Genomic DNA, 20,857 nt, shown 5'->3' with positions numbered 1-20,857 from the left:
ACCTGCGCAAGCTCAAGTCCTGGCGCCAGCGCGAAGGCGTGAGCTGCTTCCGCGCCTACGACGCCGACCTGCCCGAATACGCCGCGGCCATCGACGTCTACGCCAGCGACGAAGCCGCGCCGCGCACCTGGCTGCACGTGCAGGAATACGCCGCGCCGGCCGACATCCCCGAAGCCGATCAGCGCCGCCGCCGCAACGAACTGCTGGCGGCCGCGCGCGAGGTGTTCGAAGTTCCGCGCGAACGCATCGCGGTCAAGACCCGCGCGCGCGGCAAGGGCGGCAGCAAGTACGGCCAGTTCGACCAGCGCGGTGAGTTCGTGCCGGTGCGCGAGGGCGCCGCGCGCTTGCGCGTGAACCTGTTCGATTATCTCGATACCGGCCTGTTCCTCGATCACCGGCCGATCCGCCTGCGCATCGCCGAAGAGGCGCGCGGCAAGCGCTTCCTCAACCTGTTCGCCTACACCGGCGCGGCCAGCGTGCAGGCCGCGGTCGGCGGCGCGGCGCAGACCGTCACCGTCGACCTGTCCGCGACCTATCTGCAGTGGTGCGCCGACAACCTGCGCGAGAACGGCCTGGGCGGCGCCCAGCACCAGCTCATCCACGCCGACGCGATCGCCTGGCTGGAAGCCGAGCGCGGCCGCTTCGACCTGATCTTCTGGGCCCCGCCCGCTTCGTACTGCTTCCCGGGGCCGCTCTGGACCGTCCGGGCGCCCGGAGGCCCCGTACGGGCTTCAGTCCCCGTACAGCGGCTCGGTGGCCGCCGCCGGGCGTCAGCGCGCCAGTATCAGGCTCATCGCCTCGGAGCGGGTCGTGGAGTCCCGCAGCTGGCCGCGTACGGCCGAGGTGGTCGTCTTGGCGCCCGGCTTGCGTATGCCGCGCACCGACATGCACATGTGCTCGGCCTCGATCACCACGATGGCGCCGCGGGCCTCCAGGATGCGCATCAGGGAGTCCGCGATCTGCGTGGTGAGGCGCTCCTGCACCTGCGGGCGGCGGGCGAAGACCTCGACGAGGCGGGCCAGCTTGGACAGCCCGGTGATCTTGCCGCTGTCGGCCGGGATGTAGCCGACGTGGGCGACGCCGTGGAAGGGCAGCAGGTGGTGTTCGCACAGCGAGACGATCTCGATGTCCTTGACCAGCACCATCTCGTCGTGGCCGAGGTCGAAGGTGGTCGTCAGGACGTCCTCGGGCTGCTGGCGCAGTCCGGCCAGGATCTCCTTGTACGCCCGCGCGACCCGGGCCGGCGTCTCCAGGAGCCCCTCGCGGTCCGGGTCCTCGCCGACAGCGATCAGCAGCTCACGTACGGCGTTCTCGGCGCGCTTCTCGTCGAACTCGCCGATCGTGCCGTCGCCGTCCAGCGTCACCGGATCGGTCATCTCGTGCCTCGTTCCTGTTGCGCCCGCTCCACACGCGGAGTACCACACGTCCAGGCTAGAACCCGTGAGGCGCCACATTCATTCCGGGGCCGTTGTGGGCCCCGTCCCGAACCCGGCACGACGGGCCACCGACGACGAAGACCGGGCCCGTACGGAAGATTCCGTACGGGCCCGGTCTGCTTCCGGGCGGACCCGGTCGCCGTGTTCCATCACCGCTCGGTGAGCGGTCAGGCGGTCAGGCGTCGGGGGCCTGGTCCTCGGGGGCTTCGGCCTTGTCCGTCGAGACGGCGGACGAGGAGGCCGAGGGGGCGGAGCCGTTGGCCGGCGCCAGCTCCTTCGGCGACAGCACCGGCGGGCGCGTCGACGGTGTACGCCGCGAGGAGCCGGTCCACGCCGGACGGGCCGGGCGCTTGACGATGTGCTTGAAGACCTCGGCGACCTCTTCCTTGTTCAGCGTCTCCTTCTCCAGGAGCTGCAGAACCAGGTTGTCGAGCACGTCGCGGTTCTCGACCAGGATCTCCCACGCCTCGTTGTGCGCGGTCTCGATGAGCTTCTTGACCTCTTCGTCGACCAGCGCGGCGACCTCTTCGGAGTAGTCGCGCTGGTGACCCATCTCACGGCCCAGGAACGGCTCGGAGTTGTCGGAGCCGAACTTGATCGCGCCGAGCCGCTCGGTCATGCCGTACTGGGTGACCATGGCACGGGCCGTCGCGGTCGCCTTCTCGATGTCGTTCGCGGCGCCCGTGGTCGGGTCGTGGAAGACCAGTTCCTCGGCCGCCCGGCCACCGAGCATGTACGCGAGCTGGTCGAGCATCTCGTTGCGCGTGGTCGAGTACTTGTCCTCGTCCGGCAGGACCATGGTGTAGCCCAGGGCCCGGCCACGGGACAAGATCGTGATCTTGTGAACCGGGTCGGAGTTCGGGGAAGCCGCCGCGACCAGGGCGTGTCCGCCCTCGTGGTACGCGGTGATCTTCTTCTCCTTCTCGGACATGATGCGGGTCCGCTTCTGCGGTCCGGCCACCACGCGGTCGATCGCCTCGTCCAGGAACTTGTTGTCGATCAGCTTGGCGTCGCTGCGGGCCGTCAGCAGGGCGGCCTCGTTCAGCACGTTCGACAGGTCGGCACCGGTGAAGCCGGGGGTGCGCTTGGCGACGGCCGACAGGTCGACGTCCGGTGCGACCGGCTTGCCCTTCTGGTGGACCTTGAGGATCTCCAGACGGCCCTGCATGTCCGGGCGGTCGACGGCGATCTGCCGGTCGAAGCGGCCGGGGCGCAGCAGCGCCGGGTCCAGGATGTCCGGACGGTTGGTGGCGGCGATCAGGATGACGCCGCCCTTGACGTCGAAGCCGTCCATCTCGACCAGGAGCTGGTTCAGCGTCTGCTCCCGCTCGTCGTGACCGCCGCCGAGGCCCGCGCCGCGGTGCCGGCCGACGGCGTCGATCTCGTCGACGAAGACGATCGCCGGGGCGTTCGCCTTGGCCTGCTCGAACAGGTCGCGGACCCGGGAGGCACCGACACCGACGAACATCTCGACGAAGTCGGAACCGGAGATCGAGTAGAACGGGACGCCCGCCTCGCCGGCGACGGCGCGCGCGAGCAGCGTCTTGCCCGTACCCGGCGGGCCGTACAGCAGCACACCCTTGGGGATCTTGGCGCCGACCGCCTGGAACTTCGACGGCTCCTGCAGGAACTCCTTGATCTCCTGGAGTTCCTCGACGGCCTCGTCGGACCCCGCGACGTCCGAGAACGTCGTCTTCGGCGTGTCCTTGGTGATCAGCTTGGCCTTGGACTTCCCGAAGTTCATCACCCGGGAGCCGCCGCCCTGCGTCTGGTTCAGCAGGAACAGGAAGACGACCGGGATGAGGATGAAGGGAAGCAGCGTCACCAGCATGCTGAGGAACGGGTTCTGCTTCGACGGGGAGACGGTGTAACCGTCCTTGATCTCGCCGGTCTGGTACCTGGCCTGCAGGGTCTTGGCCAGGTCGACGCCCTGGTCGCCGATGTAGCTCGCCTGGAGCTTGTTGGAGCCGTCGACCTTGTTGTCGCCCGACAGCTCGACCTTGATCTTGTTCTCGTCGCCGGTCGTCAGCTCGGCGGATTTCACCTTGTTGTCAGTGATCGCCTTGACGACCTGACCGGTGTCCACCGTCTTGTAGCCGCCGGACGAGCCGACGACCTGCATCAACACGACCACGGCGAGGACGGCCAGCACGATCCACATGACCGGCCCACGGAAGTATCGCTTCACGTCCATCCATACGGAGCCGTCTAGGCCCCGTCCCTCCTGCCACAGTGAGGCACAACAGCCCTGTGGAGGGCTGGTCGTGCGTACGGTGTATTACTGGCCCGAAAAAAGACTGACCTTCGGACGGTACCCCAGCATTGTCACCCGACGACGCCGCCCACGGTTAACAATGCAGCTTCGGATGCCGTTCTCCCTGCTCCAACGGCGACAAGCCCCTCGGGGTTCCCGTCGCCGGGCACCGGTCGGTCCCGGGCCCCGGCCGCATCGGAGGCGGCCGGACGGGTCCGCGCCGCTCAGCCGCCGTAGACGTGCGGCGCGAGGGTGCCCACGAACGGCAGGTTGCGGTACTTCTCCGCGAAGTCCAGGCCATAGCCCACGACGAACTCGTTGGGGATGTCGAAGCCGATCCACTTCACGTCGATGGCCACCTTCGCCGCGTCCGGCTTGCGCAGCAGCGTGCACACCTCAAGGCTGGCCGGCTCGCGGGAGCCGAGGTTCGACAGCAGCCAGGACAGCGTCAGGCCGGAGTCGATGATGTCCTCGACGATCAGGACGTGCTTGCCCTTGATGTCGGTGTCGAGGTCCTTGAGGATGCGCACCACTCCGGAGGACTGGGTGCCCGCGCCGTACGACGACACGGCCATCCAGTCCATCGTGACGGGGGTGGACAGCGCGCGCGCCAGGTCCGCCATGACCATCACGGCGCCCTTGAGGACGCCGACGATGAGCAGGTCCTTGCCCGCGTACTCCGCGTCGATCTTCGCCGCCAGCTCCGCCAGCTTCGCGTCGATCTCTTCCTTGCTGATGAGCACCGACTGAAGGTCGGAACCCATGTCCTTGTCGTCCACCCGTGCCACTCTCGCTCGGTTCGGTGTCGTGAGACTCGTGAGGCGGGGCGGTGCCCTTTCGATGTCCTGCGGCTCAGCCCTGCCGGATCACCAGTCTGCCACCCTGCCGTCGCACACCCACGCGCCCGGGGAGGTTGACGGTGCCCTGGCCCCGCCATCCGGTGATCAGCCGGTCCACTTCCTCGATGTGGCGGGCGAACAGCGAACCGGCCGGAGCGCCCGCCGCGATGGCGGCCCGGCGCAGCACCCGGCGACGGACGGCCGCGGGCAGCGCGTAGAGCGCGGTGGCGTCGAGCGTGCCGCGCTCGTCGAGGACCGTGCGCTCGGCGTCGGCGGCCCAGGAGTCCAGGGCGTCGGCGTCGTCCCGGGAGAGCTGCGCCGTACGGGCCAGGGCCTCCACGACGCCCTTGCCGAGCGCCTTCTCCAGCGCGGGCAGGCCTTCGTGGCGCAGCCGGGAGCGGGTGTAGAGCGGGTCGGAGTTGTGCGGGTCCTCCCAGACGGGCAGCGACTGGATCAGACACGCCTTGCGGGCGGTCTGCCGGTCGACCTCCAGGAACGGGCGGCGGTAGCGGCCGCCGCGGCCGGTCTTCGCCGCCATGCCGGACAGCGAGCGGGTGCCGGAGCCCCGGGCGAGCCCCAGCAGGACCGTCTCTGCCTGGTCGTCACGGGTGTGGCCGAGGAGGACGGCGGCGGCGCCGTGCCGCTCGGCGGCGGCGTCCAGCGCGGCGTAGCGGGCGTCCCGGGCGGCGGCCTCGGGGCCGCCCTCGCGGCCCACCTCGACGGCCACCGCGTCGACCGGGTCCAGTCCGAGGGAGCGCATCCGCAGGACGACCTCGGCGGCGCGGACGTCGGAGCCGTCCTGCAAACCGTGGTCGACGGTGATGCCGCCGGCCCGTACGCCCAGCCGGGGCGCTTCGAAGGCCAGTGCGGAGGCGAGTGCCATGGAGTCGGCGCCGCCCGAGCACGCGACGAGCACCAAGGGGGGCCCGTCCGCCGGCTCGGGCGGCAGCAGCGGCGCCCCGGCGGGCCGCGCGGGGCCCGCGGCGACCGGCTGCTGCGCGGGGGTCGCGGGGGCCGGGGAGTGCGAGGTGTGGTGGTTCAGTACGTCGTGAAGTACGCGGCGGACCGCCACGCGTATCGCGGCGACCGCTGGATGGGGACCCATGTCCGTTTCCAATCGTCAGCTTGGGGGGCCTCGGGCCGTCTACGGCTTTTTCGTCACACAGAGTGCCTAGATGGTGACAGAGACGAGCAGTTCCCCGAGCATTGCACGCCTATCCTGCGGTCACGGTCCCTCAGAAGAGTGATTGAGGGGAGCGTTCACCAGCCTCGCGGTGCGCCCGGCTCACGACTCCGCACCGCCGGGCTCCGCCCCCTACCGGTGCACCCGCGCGACCCAGTCCGCCGGTTTGGCGATCTCCTGTTTCGTCGGCAGCGTGTTCGGCGACGTCCACACCCGGTTGAAGCCGTCCATGCCGACCTCGTCGACCACCGCCCGGACGAACCGCTCGCCGTCCCGGTACTGCCGCAGCTTCGCGTCCAGCCCCAGCAGCTTGCGCAGCGCCTGGTCGAGGCGGCCCGCGCCGCTGGCCCGCCGCTTCTGGAACTTCTCGCGGATCTCCGCGACCGACGGCACCACGTCCGGGCCGACACCGTCCATCACATAATCGGCATGCCCCTCCAGGAGTGACATCACCGCGGTCAGCCGGGCCAGGATCTCCCGCTGCGCCGGGGTCTGCACCAGGTCGACGAAGCTGCGGCCGCCCTCGTCGCCCTCCTCGCCCTCGGGACGGCCGCCGGTCAGCGACTGGGCGGCCTCCCGCAGCCGCTCCAGCAGCGTGCCCGGGTCGATCTCGGTCTCACCGAGGAAGGACTGGATCTCGCCCTCGATGTGGTCGCGCAGCCAGGGGACGGCCGTGAACTGCGTACGGTGCGTCTCCTCGTGCAGGCAGACCCACATGCGGAAGTCGTGCGGGTCGACCTCCAGCTCCCGCTCGACGTGCACGATGTTCGGCGCGACCAGCAGCAGCCGGCCGCCTCGTGCCGCGGCGGGCAGGTCCCGGCTCGCGGGCGCGAACGTCTCGTACTGCCCGAGGACCCGTGAGGCCAGGAACGACAGCAGCATCCCCAGCTCCACGCCGGTCACCTTGCCGCCGACCGCCCCCAGCACCGCGCCGCCCGGTACGGAGGAACGGCGCTCCTCCATCTTCTGCAGCAGCGGTTTGAGCACCGCCCGGAAGCCGGCCACGTTGGCCTTGATCCAGCCCGCCCGGTCCACGACCAGCACCGGCGTGTCCTGTCCCGGCCGGTCCTGCGCCGTGCCCGGCTCCCCCTCCGGATCCGGCCGCACCATGCGGGTGAACGCGCGCACGTGCTCCTCGGAGGACTTCGCGTGCCGTCGCAACTCGGCGACGATCGCCCGCGCCTCGTCCCGGCTCACCTCTGGTCCCGGCCGTACGAACCGGGTCGCGGTCGCTACCGCGAGGTTCCAGTCGACCATCTCCACACCACCGATGCTCGTCATGGGTTCACGGTACGTGGGCGCATCCGCTTGGGGTAGCGCGGCGCCCGTTGGGCGCGGGTTTCCGGGGCGCCGGTACCGGTTCGCATATGGCTGCGGGTCCGTTGCGCCTGCGGCGAGCGGTGGCCGCTGCGCGGCGCCCGTTGGGCGCGGACTTCCGGGGCACCGGTGCCGGTCCGCTTTCGGGTGCGGGTCCGTTGCGCCTGCGGCGGGCGGTGGCCGCTGCGCGGGGCTGTCAAGGTTCGGGGGCGGGCCTGCGCGGCGGGCCGCTCCGGCCCGCCCCCTTCCGTGAGGGGGGGTGGGGAGGGGGTGGGTGGGGGTTGATCCGAGTGGTCGGGTGGCGCCTTGGATTCAGCGCTGACCGCAGTCGGTGGTGGGCGAGTGGCGCCTTGTCGTCAGTGGCAACCGCAGTTGGCCACTGCTGTGGCCATGCGGTCCAGTGCTTGTTGGGCGGACTGGGGGTCGGTGGTGTTGTTGGTCATGAAGGCGAAGAGGAGGAGGCGGCCTTCGGTGTCGACGACCGTGCCGGCGAGGGTGTTCACGCCGGTGAGGGTGCCGGTTTTGGCGCGTACGGTGCCCGCGCCCGCCTTCTCGCCCGTGTACCGGCCGCTGAGGGTGCCGGTGAACCCGGCTACCGGCAGGCCGGTGGCGACGGAGCGCAGTTCGGGGTGGTCGGGGGACGTGGCCAGGGTGAGCAGGCGGGTGAGGAGGGTGGCGGAGACCTTGTCGTCGCGGTCCAGGCCGCTGCCGTCCTCGAAGACGGCGCCGGTCAGCGGGAGTTTCAGGTTCGCCAGGGTCTTGTGGACGGCCCGGCCGGCGCCCTCGAAGCTGGCCGGTTCGCCGGTGGCGAGGGCCGTCTGGCGGGCCAGTGCTTCGGCGATGTCGTTGTCGCTGTGGGTCAGCATCCGCTCGACGAGGCCGGAGAGCGGCAGGGAGCGGGTGGTGGCGAGACGGCGGGCCTCGGCGGGGGCGGTCGTGCTGGTGGGTGGGTCTTCGACCGTTACGCCGCGGTCGCTGAGCAGTTTCGCGAAGGTGCGGGCCGCGGCGGCGGCCGGGTCGGTGGCGCGGGGCGCCGGGCCGGAGCGGGACGTGTCGAGGCGTCCCTCGTCCGTCATGAGGGGAGTGACGGGGGCGATGTTCTCGTTGGGGCTTATGGGGTGCAGGGCGGGGCCCGTGTAGGCCGACGTGTCGTAGCCGAGGCGGATCTTGGCGGTGCCGCGCTTCTTGAGTGCGCGGGCCGTGTCGTCGGCCAGTGTGCGCAGGCTGGCGGGCCGGTCCTGGGCGTCCTGCTCCGGGGCGCGGGCGGTGAGGGTGGGGTCGCCGCCGCCGACCAGGACGAGGCCGCCGTCCGCGCCCTCGACGACGGTGGTGTCGATGCGGTGGTCGGGGCCGAGCGCGGAGAGCGCGGCGGTGGCGATGGCCAGCTTGACCGTCGAGGCGGGGGTGGCGTTCCGCCCGGAGCCGGCGCCGAAGAGTTCGCGGCCGGTGGCGGAGTCCACGACGGAGGCGGTACGCAGCGAGCCGAGCGCGGGGTCCCTCAGGAGCGGTGCGAGGGTCTTCGCCATGCCTTCGGTGCCGGGCGGGGGCGCGGGGGTGCCGAGCGCGGCCAGGACGGGCGGTGCGGCGGCAGGGCCGTCCGGAACGTGATGCTCGCCACGCGTTCCGCCGGGCGCCGCGGCGCGGGCACGCTCCGCCGTACGCTGACCGGAGTCCCACGGACCGGCCGCCACCACCGCTCCGGCCGCGACCAGCAGGCCCAGGGCGGTGGAGCTGGCGGTCAGCCGTACGGTCTGCCGCTGCTGCTTGGACGCCGCCCACCAGGCGGTACGGGCGGAATCCGTGGCGGACCGGTAGGCCGTACGCGCCGATCCGGCCGCCGAACGGGTCATGGACACGGCGGCGGAACCCGCCGACCGCGCCGAGCCCGTCGCCGTCCGGGCGGAACGTTGCGCCAACCGCTGCGCGGCCCGCCACCTGACCTGCCACGACCTGGTCTCCGGCACTTAGGACCAGCCCCTTTCGCCACCACACACCTGCGTGGGGGACACTTAATCACCAGACGTATGTGTTGATCATGGAGGAGCCACCCGTGGAGTTCGACGTCACCATCGAGATCCCGAAGGGTTCGCGGAACAAGTACGAGGTGGACCACGAGACCGGACGGATCCGTCTGGACCGTCGACTCTTCACCTCGACCAGCTACCCGGCCGACTACGGCTTCGTCGAGAACACCCTCGGCGAGGACGGCGACCCGCTGGACGCGCTGGTCATCCTGGACGAGCCGACGTTCCCCGGATGCCTGATCAAGTGCCGCGCCATCGGCATGTTCCGGATGACCGACGAGGCCGGCGGCGACGACAAGCTGCTGTGCGTCCCGGCGTCCGACCCGCGGGTGGAGCACCTGCGCGACATCCACCACGTGTCGGAGTTCGACCGCCTGGAGATCCAGCACTTCTTCGAGGTCTACAAGGACCTGGAGCCGGGCAAGTCGGTCGAGGGCGCGGACTGGGTCGGCCGCGCCGAGGCCGAGGCCGAGATCGAGGCGTCCTTCAAGCGCCTGGAGGCGCAGGGCGGCGCCCACCACTGAGCCTCGCGGTTCTTTTCGCGTACGCGAACGGGCGGCACCCCTTCGGCGGGGTGCCGCCCTTCGTCGTGTCCCGGCCGCAGGCGGGTGCGGCGGTGGGCTACTCGGAGGCGGGGGCGAGCGCCGCGGGGGCCTTCCCGGGGCCGGGCAGCGCCGCCTGCTTGTCGCCCTGGGCGAGGACGTAGAGAAGTGCGGGGTGCGTGGCCCCGAAGGCCAGCACGAAGCGGTTGAGGCCCATGAACTGCCCGATGCCCAGGTGGAACAGCGTCATCGAGCCGAGCCACGCCTTGGCCGCGGGCTTCGGCAGCACGAAGACCAGCGGGAAGCCGACCTCTGCGGCGACCGTTCCCCAGGTCACGACCTTGCCCACCATCGGGTACCGGTGCACGAGCTTGAAGACACGCTGGTCACCGTAGTTCTGCGTACGGATGACGCCGCTGAACGCCTCGCCGCTGAGCCACATCGGCGACACCAGCTTGACCACGCCGGACGCGACGTAGGAGATGGTCGTCTCCAGGGCCAGGGCCCGCATGGCCACGTCGCGGGCCTTCTCGTCGTCCTTGAAGGTGCCGGTCGAGGCCAGCACGACGTTGATCACCTGTTGCAGCTGGTCGGCGCCGTCCCCGCCGAAGGGGGTGTGCAGCCGGCCGGCCGCGCCGGTGGCCGCCAGGACGGCGCTGCCCGCCGCGCGTACGCCGCGCTTGTGGCCCCAGACCAGCGTGGCGGCGGAAGCGCCCGCCTGGACGCCGTACAGGGCGACCGCCGCCTTCTTCGAGCTGAGGGCACGGGTCAGCCGGGGGAAACGTTTTGCCAGCTTGGGGCGCATGCTTCCCAGCTGGCCGCTCAGCAGCTCGCCGTCCTCGAACTTACGGTGCTGGCTCAGCATTTCCAGTGCGGAGACCAGCGTGCCCAGCGAAGCCACTCGGCGAGCCGTGACCTCGGGCGGAGCGCTGAGAAACATGAGTGGGTGCTCCCTGTGGATCGAACATGACTACGGCGGCCGACATGGGGCAGGGGCACGACAGGCGCAGGTGCCTGCCGTGCCCCTGCTGTGTTCCGTCAGCCGATGTTGTGGGTGACCTTGTCGAGCGCCACCGCCGTCGCCGAGGTCGCCGCGAAACCGACCGGAGTGGCCTCCGGGGTGGCGACGGTGGCGAGCGGGGTGACCATGGTCGGGGTGGAGTCGGCGCCGATACGACCCGGCTTCACGTCGGTGAGCTCGGCGTTGGCGAAGTCGGCCAGGATGGACATGTTGTCTTCTTTCTCTCGAATTCTCACAGTGAGCAACTCCAGCCGTTCGGCGGGAGGGCACGGACTCACGCGGCCCTGGTACGGCCGAGTGAGTGCGCGGCTTCCAGCCGAGAGGACCCCCGAGCCCCTCTTCTAGGCGGCCAGCGGAAGAGTTTCCGGATCCGGTGCTTCCGCCGTGGGCAGTGAGATTTCCTCGGACACGAAGAACGGCTCGATCTGCCGGTGCTCCGGAGCGGTGAGATACGAGTGCATCAGCAGGAACTGACTGTGCGACGCACCGTCGACATGCGGCAGGTGGTGCTGGATGTATCCGGAGAGCAGCCGGTATCCGGGCGACCACACCACGGGCGCCAGTTCCGATCCGGCCGCCGCCGCACGGGACCGGATGCCCTGGATCGCGTCGAACAGGGCCTTGGGGGACCGGTTGCGGGCGTTCCAGGCCAGGGCGTACCAGGGCCGGTCGCGGGTGACCGGGATCTCCTGCCACTCCCCCGGCTTGCCGTCCGCGATGTCCCGGTAGAGCAGGTGGCAGTCCTTGACTCCGGGATTCGGCCCGAAGAAACGCCAGTTCGGCGTCGGGATGCGCAGCTTGCCGCACCACAGGATGTTGTCGAAGCGCGTCTCGGGCAGTTGCGCCGCGGCCGTCGCGACGAGCCAGGCGGCGAGGGAAGCCGTGACGGCGGCGGTCTTCACGCGTTCCGTGTTCACGTTCATGCTGACGTCAGCTCCTCTCCCGTACCGCCGTTCCCGTCGGCCGGCCGGTCCCCGGCGGCCGGTCCGCCGTCCGCGCCGGCCGGCCCGGCCGGCGGCTCGTCGGTGATCGCCTTCGCCACCTGCTCGGCGAAGGCCCGCACGGAGAGGATCGTCTCGTGGTCGGACCCGTCGACGAAGCGGTGCCGGGACCTCTCCGAGAGGGTGGCCATCCTGGCCTGGACCACGCGGTGCGCGTCGTTGTCCCCCTGGTTGTTCTCCGCCGTGACCACGGTCAGCGGCAGGTCCAGGGACGTGAGTTCCGGGTAGGTCATCGCGTCCCGGTAGTCCCGGTGGGCCATGGCCCAGGTCCGGGGCTCCGCCAGGAACGCCCGGGAGCTCCGGTTGACGTCCTGGCGATAGGTCTCGAACTTGTTCAGGGCGGGCCGGAAGGCCGCCACCCCCGCCATGGCGTACGCCCGCTCCATGAGCATCGACTGCCGGGACCAGCGGTCGACCTCGGAACGCCGGGAGCTGCGCAGATGCGCCACATCGGTGGCATCGACCATGACCACCGAGGTCACGCCCCGCGCCGCGCCGGGGTGGCGCGATGCGTAGGCGGCGACGAGATATCCGCCGAGGGAGTGCCCGGCCAGCACCAGCGGGAGTTCGCCGGTGAAGGTCTCGCGCAGTTCGTCCAGCAGCGTGAAGTGCTGCTCCAGGCCGTAACCGGCGGCCGACGAGCTGAGCCCGTACCCGGGGCGGTTGAACTTCACGTACCCCATGTCCGGGGGAAGTGCTTCGCAGACCCAGTCCCAGTATTCGTGGGGCGTCCCCAGCCCGTTGTCGAGCAGTACGACGCGCTCGGCCTGCGGAGGAATACGGACGTCGACCTCTACGAGGCTGCCGTCGGGCCTTTCGTGCAGCATGTAGCGACGCGCACGTTCCCGTCTGCCTTTCCACCGCATTACCGCGCCGGTCAGCAGGCTCGCGCCGGCCAGTCCGGCCATACCTACGCCAAACTGGCGTTCCAAAGACGCCACATTCCCTCCCCCGTGATGCGAAGTGACTGATGCCCGGAAAGCTAGCACGCAGTGCCGGGATAAAATAACGAGTTACTTGAATCTTGGGACCGTGCGGGCCTGGCACCGCGTACCGGACCGCGGCCGGCCGTACTCCTGCCGTACTTGCGGAGTTCTATGTACAACTCGCCTATCGTGGCTTTGAGCGTGGCGATTTCTTGAGTCAGCTCGGCCACCCGGGAGGCATCTTCGGTGTCCCTGCCGCCTTCACCGGCAAGGCCGACACGGGCCCCCTCAATAAACTGGCGACGCCAATTTGATACGGACTGCTCGGACACCCCGGCGTTGCGCGCGGCCTCCGCCGCGGTCAGTTCACCGGTGAGCACCCTGAGTACCAGAGCGAACTTCTGATCCGTCGGCAATATCGGCGGACGTCCCACGTCGATCCCCCTTCTGTCGTCCGCGTCCCGATGTCTGCTGCCGCCGTCAGGGCTTGACGTAGCTGCAGATGAACAGCGGGGCGCGGTCGCTGTAGGGGGTGCCGTCCCAGCGCGACATGCGGGCCTCGGGTTCCAGCCCGGCCGCGCGGGCGTAGCCGTCCACCTCGTCCGGCGTGGTCAGCCGGGTGAGTTCGCTGCCCACCCGGGTGGTGCCGTCGGCCTGGTACAGGATGTGCGAGCAGTGCCACAGGTCGTCGGCGAGCAGGGTGGAGTGGGTCTGTACGCCTGTACCCGGCTCGGGGTACGGGACGAAGTAGGTGGTGCGGGTCAGCCCTTCGTGCAGGGCCAGGACCGGCGGCTTGTTGTGCGTCTCGATCAGCAGCCGGCCGCCGGGGACCAGGAGGTCGGCCGCCCGCCGCACGGCCCGCTGCTGGTCCTCCGGTGTGGTCAGCACCGACAGGGTCGCGCAGACGCAGTACACCAGCCCGTAGCGGGATTCCGAGGTGTAGGTGCGGATGTCCCCGTGCACCGGGGTGACGGTTCCGCCGTCCTTCAGGTCCTTCAGTTTGACGCGCAGCGCGTCCAGCATTTCCGGCGAGGAGTCCACGCCGGTCACCTGGCCGGTCCGCTGCGCGAGCGGGATGGCTATCCGCCCCGTACCGACACCGAATTCGATGGTCCCCGCCTCCGGCGCGGGGTGACGGGCCAGCAGCCCTGCCACCGCTTCGGCCGTGAGCCTGTCGTCCGGGAGCAGCCGGTCGTACCACCCCTCGAACTGCCGCCCGTAGCCGATGTCCTCAACCCCGTTGTCCACCCGTTTTCCCCTTCTCTTTGTCCCCACTGTCATGCCGATGGGAGCGTCGTGACGCAAGGGGCGCCGGAACGGGACGGAAATGCGTCAACCAGGCCGACTGCAGGGGGAACCACAGTCAACTGCTCGGCAGTCGGACCAGCAGAGCCATACGTCCAGCGGTAACGCCTCAACGGCGCATGTGGGGGGACAGCGCTTCATTCGTCACCGTATCAAACAGACATGCGCGCCGTTTAGGCGTGCATTAAGACCTTCTTGCGGACAGGTGTCTTCTGGGACCAATGTCTCAAGGTAGGGACTGCATAAACGACTTGACCGGACGGTGGGCAGCTCTTTGCCATTACCGCACCTTTTCAGTGCCACGAAATACCGTTATACGGGCACAGAGCCGAGAATGCCTGACGAACCGGAGAAATCCACCGGCCCGGGCGCCAGGCCGGGTACGTCACGCGTGCCGAAGCGGTGCCGGAGCGCGGAGAGCGCGGCCAGGTAGCCGGACATGCCGTGCACGCTGGGCCCCGGAGGGGTGGCCGAGGAGCACAGGAAGACGCCCGGCAGCGGTGTGCGGTACGGGTCGATGCGCGGGGCGGGCCGCGCGATGCTCTGGTACAGCGTCATCGCGCCGGAGCCGATGTCGCCGCCGACGTAGTTGGGGTTGTAGTCCTCGTACGCGGCGGCGGGCACGGAGCGGTGTGCGAGGACCGTGTCCCGGAAGCCGGGGGCGTAGCGCTCGATCCGCGCACAGACCCGGTCGAAGGGGTCGGTGGGATCGCCGTTGGGTACGTGAGCGTACGCCCATACCGGGCGCTTGCCGGGCAGCGCGCGCCCCGGGTCCGCCACCGCCGGGTCCACGACGAGGACGAACGGTTCCTTGGTACGTACTCCACGGGCGTTCGCCGTCTCCTGCCGGACCATCTCGGCGTGGGTGCCGCCCAGGTGCACCGTACCGGCGCGGCCGACTGCCGGTTCGGACCAGGGGATGGGCTCGGAGACCAGGAAGTCGACCTTGGCGGCGCCCGGCCCGTAACGGAAGCGTTCCAGGGAGCGCGCGTAGGCGCGCGGCAGCCGGCCGCCCGCCAGCGCCAGAAAGCCCTTGGGACTGGTGTCGAGCAGGATCGCTCGCGCGCCGCGCAGTTCCGCCAGGTCCCGTACGGGGTGTCCGGTGTGGAAGACGCCGCCGTGCCCGGCGATGTCCTCGGCCATCGCCTCCGCTATCCGGCCACTGCCGCCGCGCGGCAGCGGCCAGCCCGTCCCGTGCGCCAAGTGGCCGAGCAGCATGGCCACCGCACCGGACGCGAGACTCGGCAGCTTGCCGACTGCGTGCGCGGCGACACCGGTGAGCAGGGCGGGTGCCTCCTCGCCCTGGAAGCGGGCCGCGCCCAGCGGACTGCCGTGCAGGGCCACCCGGCTCGCCAGCAGCAGGGCGGCCGCAGGGTCCCGCGGCAGACTGCGCTGCCCGGAGAGGATCAGGTCGACGACCGCTTCGCTGTGCTCCAGCAGCGGGCCCAGCAGCCGCCGCCAGCGGGGACCGTCGGGGCCCAGGTGCTCGCAGGTGGCATCCAGCGACCGGTGTGCCAGGGCGGCGCGGCCCCCGTCCAGCGGGTGGGCGTAGCTGATCTCCGGTTGCAGCAGCTCGACCCCGCGGCCCGCGAGGTCGAACGCGCGGAAGAACGGCGAAGCGGCGGCCATGGGATGGACGGCGGAGCAGAGGTCGTGCACGACGTCGGTGTCGAAGAGAGAGGCGGTACGCAGCCCTCCCCCGATCGACTCGGCCGCCTCGTACAGCTCCACGCGCAGGCCCGCGCGGGCCAGGACCACTCCGGCCGCGAGGCCGTTCGGGCCGGTGCCCACGATGGCGACGTCGGGGCTGTTCACGGTACTCATCGCTGCTCCTCACTGCCGACGGGCCGCAGCCGCATCGTCTGCTCACCGCTCCGGACAGGCTGGAGCCGCATCGTCTGCTCGCCGGGCCGGGCCGCCGGGGGCCCGCCGGGGCGGCTCGCCGGGACCCCGCCGGCCGTCATCACGTGCGCGGCCCGCTCCGCTTCCCCGCGCGCCGGACCGTCCGCCGCGCCGTCGAGGCCGGGCCCCGCGTACAGCTGCGAGCCCGCCAGCCTGCGGTAGAGCTCGTCGCGCTCCATCAGCTCCTGATGGGCGCCGGTGGCCCGGACGCTGCCCCCTTCCAGCACCACGATCTGCTCGGCGTCGACGACCGTGGATATCCGGTGGGCGATGGCGACGACCGCGCACTGCCGGGAGACCCGGCGCAGCACGTCGCGGAAGTCGCGTTCGGAGTCCGAGTCCAGGTGGGAGGTGGCTTCGTCCAGCAGCATGACCGCGGGCTTCTGCAGCAGTGTGCGGGCGATGCACAGCCGCTGGCGCTGGCCGCCGGACAGGCCGCTGCCCTGGTCGCCGAGTTCGGTGTCCAGGCCCTGCGGGAGGCCGGCGACCACGGTGGCGAGGCCGGCCATCTCCACGGCCTCCCGGATGGCGCCTTCGCCGGCGTGCGGATTGGCGTACGTCAGGTTCTCGCGCACGGTGCCGCGCATGGCCGCGCTGTCCTGCTGGACGTAGCCGACCAGGCCCCGGACCGTGTCGAGCGGAAGCGTGTCGACCGGCTGTCCGCCGAGCAGGATGCGGCCGCCGTCCGTCGCGTAGAACCGCTCGATCAGCTGGAAGAGGGTGGACTTGCCCGCGCCCGAGGGGCCGACCACCGCCGTCAGACCGCGCGCCGGCACGCTGAAGGAGACACCGTGGAGGACCTGCGTCCGGTCCTCCTGCCGACCGCGCCGGTAGGCGAACCGTACGTCGCGGAACTCGACCGCCGGCGGGTCCTGCCCCGGCCACGCGCCGGGTGCCGGGCGCCCCGCTCCTGCCGTACCGCCGTTTCCCCGGGCGGCCGCCGTACCGCCGCCCTCCTGGGGCAGCGCGACCAGCTCGTCGACCCGCTGGATGGCGGCCCGGCCCTGCACGAACTGGCCCACCGCCATGAAGAACATCACCAGCGGCGACACCAGCTGGAACAGATACATGATGAACGTGGTCAGGACGGCCATGTTCATCTCGCCGCGCGCCACCCACGTCATGCCGACGCCCACGACGACGGCGAGCGCGCCCTGCGTGCCGACGTTCATCGACGGGACCAGCAGGGCGTTGTAGGCGTTGACCCGGATGCCCGAGCGCCGCGCCTTCCCGGCCAGTCCGCCGATACGGGCGGTCTCGCGGGACTCGGCGCGGGACGCCTTGACCGTGGGCAGTGCGGAGAGCACGCGCTGCATGTCGCTGCCGAACGCGCCGGTGTCGTCGCGGTTCTGCAGGGCCGCCTTGCGCAGCTTGCGGGCGAGCGCCAGCGAGATGACGGCGGCGCCCCCCAGGCAGCTCATGGTGATGAGCATCAGCCACGGATCGATGACGAACATCAGGACGACACCGCCGGTCACGGTGGCGCCACTGGTGATCAACTGCGCGAGGCTCTGCGAAAGGGCGATCTTCACCAGTGAGGTGTCGGTGACCGCGCGGGTGAGAACATCCCCTTGCGGCCGTTTTCCGAACGCGGTGAGATCGGCCCGCAGCAGCCGTTCCGTCACGAGCCGGCGGACGCTGTGGACGATGTTCTCCCCGGCCCGCCCGATCACGTAGGACTGGAGCGAGGAGAAAAGCGCGCCCGCGCAGAAAAGGACGACGAGCCGGGTGACGGGCAGGCCGAGCGGATCGCCCGAACCCGCCGCCGCGATCAGTTCTCCGATGGCCCAGGGCTGGGTGAGCGAGGCGGCCACCCCCAGCAGGCCCAGCAGCACGCCAGTGATCAACAGGGTGCTGTGCTGCTTGAACACGCTCGCCACCGCACCGGCGCCGTTTCCGGCACCGTGTTCGGCCCCGCCGTCCGGCCCCGCGTTCCCGGCACGTCCCGTCATGAAGTGCTCCCCCGATCGGACGACGGCCGCGCCGCACGCGCGGCCGGAAGAACTGCCCTGCCTCGTGGGGGCCGGTCATCAGGAGGGCCGAAAGTAGCACGGCGTCCCGCCGTAAAGTTATGCGTTAGTTTCCTCGCCGGCGCACGCATTTCGGGCGGGGAGCGGCCGTACGCGACCGGCGTCAGTTAATTGCTTTGTTGGGTGCCCGGCGCTTTTCACCGGGGCGGCCGGAACCGCCGCCCCGGAGAACACCGTCCGCCGCTTCCGGGGCGCCGCGGCCCGTCAGAAGCCTCGCGTCCGCTTCGCGGCGCGCCGTTCGCCCGGCTCCTCCTGGGTGACGCCGGGCGCCTTCATGAAGAGGCGGGCCACCTCGCCGCCGAGGTTCACGCCGACCGCGATGGCCAGGGCCAGGGAGGCGGCCTTGATGAGGGACGAGACGCCGGGGCCGATGTCGCCCTGGGCGAAGTTGAGCAGCCCGAAGTACGTGGCGCTACCGGGCAGCAGCGGCCCGATCGCGGCGGTCACGTACGGCAGCGCGGACGCGTACCGGTAGCGGCTGAGGAGCTGGCCGAAGAGGCCGACGAGGCCGGCCGCGATGGCCGTGGCGGGTACCGCGTTCATGCCGCTGACGTTGGCGAGCGCCCCGTACACGACCCATGCGACGCCGCCGTTGAGCGTGGCGAGCAGGACGGTGTGACGTTCCTGCTGGAGCAGTACGCAGAAGGCCAGGGCCAGCATCATCGCGGCCGCGATCTGGACCGGCGGATCGTTGAACGACGCGAACCCGGCGGCCGGGTAGAGGTACTCCGGATTGAGCTGGAGCCCGATGTAGAGCGCGGCGAGCACACCGATGACGATGCCGACGATGAGGTAGCCGACCTCCAGCAACCGGGCCGACGCGGTGATGTAGTACCCCGTCAGGCCGTCCTGCACGGCGGCCACCAGCGCCCGCCCCGGGATCAGCGCGAACAGTCCACCGGTGATCACCGCGGACGCCTGCACGGCGACGTGCGAGAAGCTGAGGGCGACCCCTATGGCGGCCGGCGGCATGGCGGCGACCACGAACTGGTAGAACTCCGGCAGCCCGCGGCTGGACGCCAGCCAGGCCAGCCGGTCGCCGAGCATCGAGCCGACCATGGCCGCGATGAAGACGACCACCCCGCCGCCCACCAGCATGCTCGCCGCGCCGGACAGCAGCCCGGAGGCGACGGTCAGCGCCCAGCTCGGGAAGGGGTGCCGGTTACGCCGGATCTCGGCCAGGCCGCGGTACGCCTCCTCCAGGGTGATGCCGTCGGAGGTGATGTCGTCCACGAGGCGGAAGACCGCGGAGAGCCGGGTGTAGTCCACGCCGCGCCGCCGCACCGTGCGGCTGGCCGTCACCGGGTCGTCGACCAGCGACGGCTGGTAGGAGATCGACAGCAGCGTGAAGGTGACGGTGGGCTCGACACGCTCCAGTCCGTACGCGTGTGCGACGCCGAACATCGCGGCTTCCACGTCCTCCGCGCCCTCGCCGCCGGCCAGCAGGATCTCGCCGATCCGCAGGGTCAGGTCGAGGACGCGCGGCACCGCGGGGCCGCTCTCCTCGGCGCGCTCCACCCGCTCGGGGACCGGCCGCTCGCCGACCGGCATCCGCAGCATCGTGCGCATCCGGTCCTGCCAGGGCGTCTCCTTGGTCAGGCTGATGACGGGGATGCCGTGCGGCGGTGTGAAGGCGGGCCAGCCCGCCGGCGTCCGGTCGGGAAGCTGGTGCTGACCGGTGGTGCTGTTGGTACCGGCGGGCGGGGTGAAGGCGGAACCTTCCGGCTCGGCCGGCGCCTCGGTCTTCAGGCCCTCGGGGAGGGCGAACTCGGAGGTGGGGTGCTCCTCCTCGGGGACCTGCGGGTACGGCATCCCGGGCGGCGGGGTGAAGGCGCTGCGCGCCTCGTCCGACTGGGGCTTGCGGTCCTCGGCCTGATCACTGCCACCGTTCGTGCCGTTGCTGGCGCTCTGTGCGCCTCTGACGCCGTTCACGCCGCTCTTCCCGTTCGTGCCGTTGGTTCCGCGCTGGCCCCGCTGTGCGTCCGACGCCACGTCTCTTCGCTCCTCGTACGCCTCCTGCCGACCGTCAAGGACACGATGCCTGATGGTCGGCAGGGGCGCGCGTGGCGGGGCCCCTCCTGAGGTTCATACGGGCTGCGAGTGTCCCCTGTTTCTCAGGGGAAACCCGTGAATTCCGGCGCGGCACTCGGCGGCAGCGCCGTACCGAGGCCCTTCCGAGGCTGTCCCGACCACCGCGACGACCGCCGTACGGATGTCACCGGACGGCGGTCGGCGGCGGTACGCCGGTCGGCTCAGCGCTTGGCGTGCCGGCCGCGGCGGCCGTCGTTGCCCGGCTGGCGGGGCGGCTGGACGGCGCCCGTCGGGTCGTACGGCGCCTGGGCGGCGGCCTTCTTGTTCTTGCCGCGGGCGCGCAGGTACTCGATGACGATCGGGACGACCGAGATCAGCACGATCGCGACGAGGATCAGCTCGATGTGCTTGTGGACGAACTCGATGTTGCCCAGGGAGGCGCCGAGGAGGGTGACACCGGCGCCCCACAGGGTGCCGCCGATGACGTTGAAGGTGATGAACGAGCGGTAGTTCATCTTGCTCACGCCCGCGATGATGGGCGTGAAGGTCCGGACGATCGGCACGAAACGGGCCAGGATCAGCGACTTCGGCCCGTGCTTCTCGAAGAACTCGTGCGCCTTCTCCACGTTCTCCTGCTTGAAGAGCTTGGAGTCCGGGCGCTTGAACAGCGCGGGTCCGACCTTGCGGCCGAAGAGATAACCGGCCTGGTCACCGAGGACCGCCGCGAGCACGATCAGCAGGCACACCAGCCACAGCGGCTTGTCCAGCTTGTCGGTCGTCACCAGCAGGCCGGTGGTGAACAGGAGCGAGTCGCCCGGCAGGAAGAAGCCGATCAGCAGACCGGACTCCGCGAAGACGATGATCAGCACGCCGATCAGCCCGAACGTGCCGATCAGATAGTCCGGGTCCAGCCACTGGGGGCCGAGCGCGAGAGTATTCACGGGGTGAAGGCTCCTGGGTCGAGGGCGCCGGATCGTGCGGTACGACGGGATGCAGGCGCAGTGTGCGGCCCAAAGCTATCAACGCCGGATGACGAGCCATGGTTC

At 70.7% G+C, this 20,857-nt stretch carries 17 protein-coding genes and 1 pseudogene; 2 read left to right on the top strand and 16 right to left on the bottom strand.

Features of this window, described 5'->3' with window-relative positions; genetic code table 11:
• Positions 1–38: 38 nt before the first annotated feature.
• Positions 39–611: pseudogene (locus tag AB0A97_RS29935) on the top strand (class I SAM-dependent methyltransferase); the annotation flags it as partial.
• 159 nt (positions 612–770) lie between these two features.
• On the opposite strand, the gene folE reads toward AB0A97_RS29935, so the two are convergent.
• The 6 genes from folE to dacB form a co-directional block, all read right to left on the bottom strand.
• Positions 771–1,376 (bottom strand): GTP cyclohydrolase I FolE, encoded by a 606-nt coding sequence (folE, locus tag AB0A97_RS29930; RefSeq protein WP_361155633.1) that lies wholly within the window; start codon positions 1,374–1,376, stop codon positions 771–773.
• 235 nt (positions 1,377–1,611) lie between these two features.
• Positions 1,612–3,630, bottom strand: a complete 2,019-nt coding sequence (gene ftsH / locus AB0A97_RS29925) for an ATP-dependent zinc metalloprotease FtsH (protein WP_361155632.1) — start codon at positions 3,628–3,630, stop codon at positions 1,612–1,614.
• 284 nt (positions 3,631–3,914) lie between these two features.
• Complete coding sequence (gene hpt, locus AB0A97_RS29920) at positions 3,915–4,454, bottom strand: hypoxanthine phosphoribosyltransferase (protein WP_030077134.1); 540 nt, start codon at positions 4,452–4,454, stop codon at positions 3,915–3,917.
• 88 nt (positions 4,455–4,542) lie between these two features.
• Complete coding sequence (tilS, locus tag AB0A97_RS29915; protein ID WP_361155631.1) at positions 4,543–5,634, bottom strand: tRNA lysidine(34) synthetase TilS; 1,092 nt, start codon at positions 5,632–5,634, stop codon at positions 4,543–4,545.
• Between the two features lie 210 nt (positions 5,635–5,844).
• Positions 5,845–6,993 carry a zinc-dependent metalloprotease gene (locus AB0A97_RS29910; RefSeq protein WP_361155630.1) on the bottom strand — a complete coding sequence of 383 codons (1,149 nt, stop codon included), beginning with the start codon at positions 6,991–6,993 and terminating at the stop codon, positions 5,845–5,847.
• Between the two features lie 392 nt (positions 6,994–7,385).
• The gene (gene dacB, locus AB0A97_RS29905) at positions 7,386–8,879 is read right to left on the bottom strand and encodes a D-alanyl-D-alanine carboxypeptidase/D-alanyl-D-alanine-endopeptidase (RefSeq protein ID WP_361155645.1); all 1,494 of its coding nucleotides are present in this window, start codon (positions 8,877–8,879) and stop codon (positions 7,386–7,388) included.
• Between the two features lie 200 nt (positions 8,880–9,079).
• Between dacB and AB0A97_RS29900 the strand changes: the two genes are divergently transcribed.
• Positions 9,080–9,577, top strand: coding sequence for an inorganic diphosphatase (locus AB0A97_RS29900; protein WP_004571927.1), 498 nt, complete (start codon positions 9,080–9,082; stop codon positions 9,575–9,577).
• Between the two features lie 97 nt (positions 9,578–9,674).
• Here the strand turns inward: AB0A97_RS29900 and AB0A97_RS29895 are convergent, their stop codons facing one another.
• From AB0A97_RS29895 to AB0A97_RS29850, 10 genes are all read right to left on the bottom strand, one after another.
• Complete coding sequence (locus tag AB0A97_RS29895) at positions 9,675–10,535, bottom strand: hypothetical protein (protein WP_361155629.1); 861 nt, start codon at positions 10,533–10,535, stop codon at positions 9,675–9,677.
• A gap of 98 nt (positions 10,536–10,633) precedes the next feature.
• On the bottom strand, positions 10,634–10,825 hold the full coding sequence (locus AB0A97_RS29890) for a linaridin family RiPP (RefSeq protein WP_361155627.1): 192 nt from the start codon (positions 10,823–10,825) through the stop codon (positions 10,634–10,636).
• 132 nt (positions 10,826–10,957) lie between these two features.
• A complete protein-coding gene (locus AB0A97_RS29885) occupies positions 10,958–11,539 on the bottom strand; it encodes a hypothetical protein (protein WP_361155625.1) in 582 nt (193 codons plus the stop codon).
• Positions 11,536–12,444: an alpha/beta hydrolase gene (locus AB0A97_RS29880; protein ID WP_361155624.1), complete on the bottom strand. Its 909-nt coding sequence runs from the start codon at positions 12,442–12,444 to the stop codon at positions 11,536–11,538. Before AB0A97_RS29880 ends, AB0A97_RS29885 begins: the two co-directional genes overlap by 4 nt.
• A 155-nt stretch (positions 12,445–12,599) precedes the next feature.
• Positions 12,600–12,977 (bottom strand): transposase, encoded by a 378-nt coding sequence (locus AB0A97_RS29875; RefSeq protein ID WP_361155622.1) that lies wholly within the window; start codon positions 12,975–12,977, stop codon positions 12,600–12,602.
• A 46-nt stretch (positions 12,978–13,023) separates the two neighbouring features.
• Positions 13,024–13,791 (bottom strand): class I SAM-dependent methyltransferase, encoded by a 768-nt coding sequence (locus AB0A97_RS29870; protein WP_361155620.1) that lies wholly within the window; start codon positions 13,789–13,791, stop codon positions 13,024–13,026.
• A gap of 369 nt (positions 13,792–14,160) precedes the next feature.
• Positions 14,161–15,672 carry an NAD(P)/FAD-dependent oxidoreductase gene (locus tag AB0A97_RS29865; protein ID WP_361155619.1) on the bottom strand — a complete coding sequence of 504 codons (1,512 nt, stop codon included), beginning with the start codon at positions 15,670–15,672 and terminating at the stop codon, positions 14,161–14,163.
• Entirely contained in the window at positions 15,669–17,702 is a 2,034-nt protein-coding gene (locus AB0A97_RS29860; RefSeq protein ID WP_361155618.1) for an ABC transporter ATP-binding protein, read from the bottom strand. The genes AB0A97_RS29865 and AB0A97_RS29860 overlap by 4 nt, the downstream gene beginning before the upstream one ends.
• Before the next feature lie 282 nt (positions 17,703–17,984).
• Positions 17,985–19,772, bottom strand: a complete 1,788-nt coding sequence (locus AB0A97_RS29855) for a threonine/serine exporter family protein (protein WP_361155617.1) — start codon at positions 19,770–19,772, stop codon at positions 17,985–17,987.
• A 260-nt stretch (positions 19,773–20,032) separates the two neighbouring features.
• A complete protein-coding gene (locus tag AB0A97_RS29850) occupies positions 20,033–20,752 on the bottom strand; it encodes a VTT domain-containing protein (protein WP_361155615.1) in 720 nt (239 codons plus the stop codon).
• Positions 20,753–20,857: the final 105 nt, after the last annotated feature.

Origin of the sequence: Streptomyces sp. NPDC045470 (assembly GCF_040646595.1) — a bacterium.
In the GTDB taxonomy this organism is placed as follows: Bacteria; Actinomycetota; Actinomycetes; order Streptomycetales; family Streptomycetaceae; genus Streptomyces.
The sequence above is the reverse complement of the archived record's forward strand: the minus strand, read 5'-3'. Positions and strand labels throughout refer to the sequence as shown.

Bases quoted from the DNA above. Each gene is read 5' to 3' on its own strand.
- folE (WP_361155633.1), bottom strand. From the start codon at position 1,376: ATGACCGATCCGGTGACGCTGGACGGCGACGGCACGATCGGCGAGTTC.
- ftsH (WP_361155632.1), bottom strand. From the start codon at position 3,630: ATGGACGTGAAGCGATACTTCCGTGGGCCGGTCATGTGGATCGTGCTG.
- hpt (WP_030077134.1), bottom strand. From the start codon at position 4,454: ATGGGTTCCGACCTTCAGTCGGTGCTCATCAGCAAGGAAGAGATCGAC.
- tilS (WP_361155631.1), bottom strand. From the start codon at position 5,634: ATGGGTCCCCATCCAGCGGTCGCCGCGATACGCGTGGCGGTCCGCCGC.
- AB0A97_RS29910 (WP_361155630.1), bottom strand. From the start codon at position 6,993: ATGACGAGCATCGGTGGTGTGGAGATGGTCGACTGGAACCTCGCGGTA.
- dacB (WP_361155645.1), bottom strand. From the start codon at position 8,879: ATGACCCGTTCGGCGGCCGGATCGGCGCGTACGGCCTACCGGTCCGCC.
- AB0A97_RS29895 (WP_361155629.1), bottom strand. From the start codon at position 10,535: ATGTTTCTCAGCGCTCCGCCCGAGGTCACGGCTCGCCGAGTGGCTTCG.
- AB0A97_RS29890 (WP_361155627.1), bottom strand. From the start codon at position 10,825: ATGTCCATCCTGGCCGACTTCGCCAACGCCGAGCTCACCGACGTGAAG.
- AB0A97_RS29885 (WP_361155625.1), bottom strand. From the start codon at position 11,539: ATGAACGTGAACACGGAACGCGTGAAGACCGCCGCCGTCACGGCTTCC.
- AB0A97_RS29880 (WP_361155624.1), bottom strand. From the start codon at position 12,444: ATGCTGCACGAAAGGCCCGACGGCAGCCTCGTAGAGGTCGACGTCCGT.
- AB0A97_RS29865 (WP_361155619.1), bottom strand. From the start codon at position 15,672: ATGAGTACCGTGAACAGCCCCGACGTCGCCATCGTGGGCACCGGCCCG.
- AB0A97_RS29860 (WP_361155618.1), bottom strand. From the start codon at position 17,702: ATGACGGGACGTGCCGGGAACGCGGGGCCGGACGGCGGGGCCGAACAC.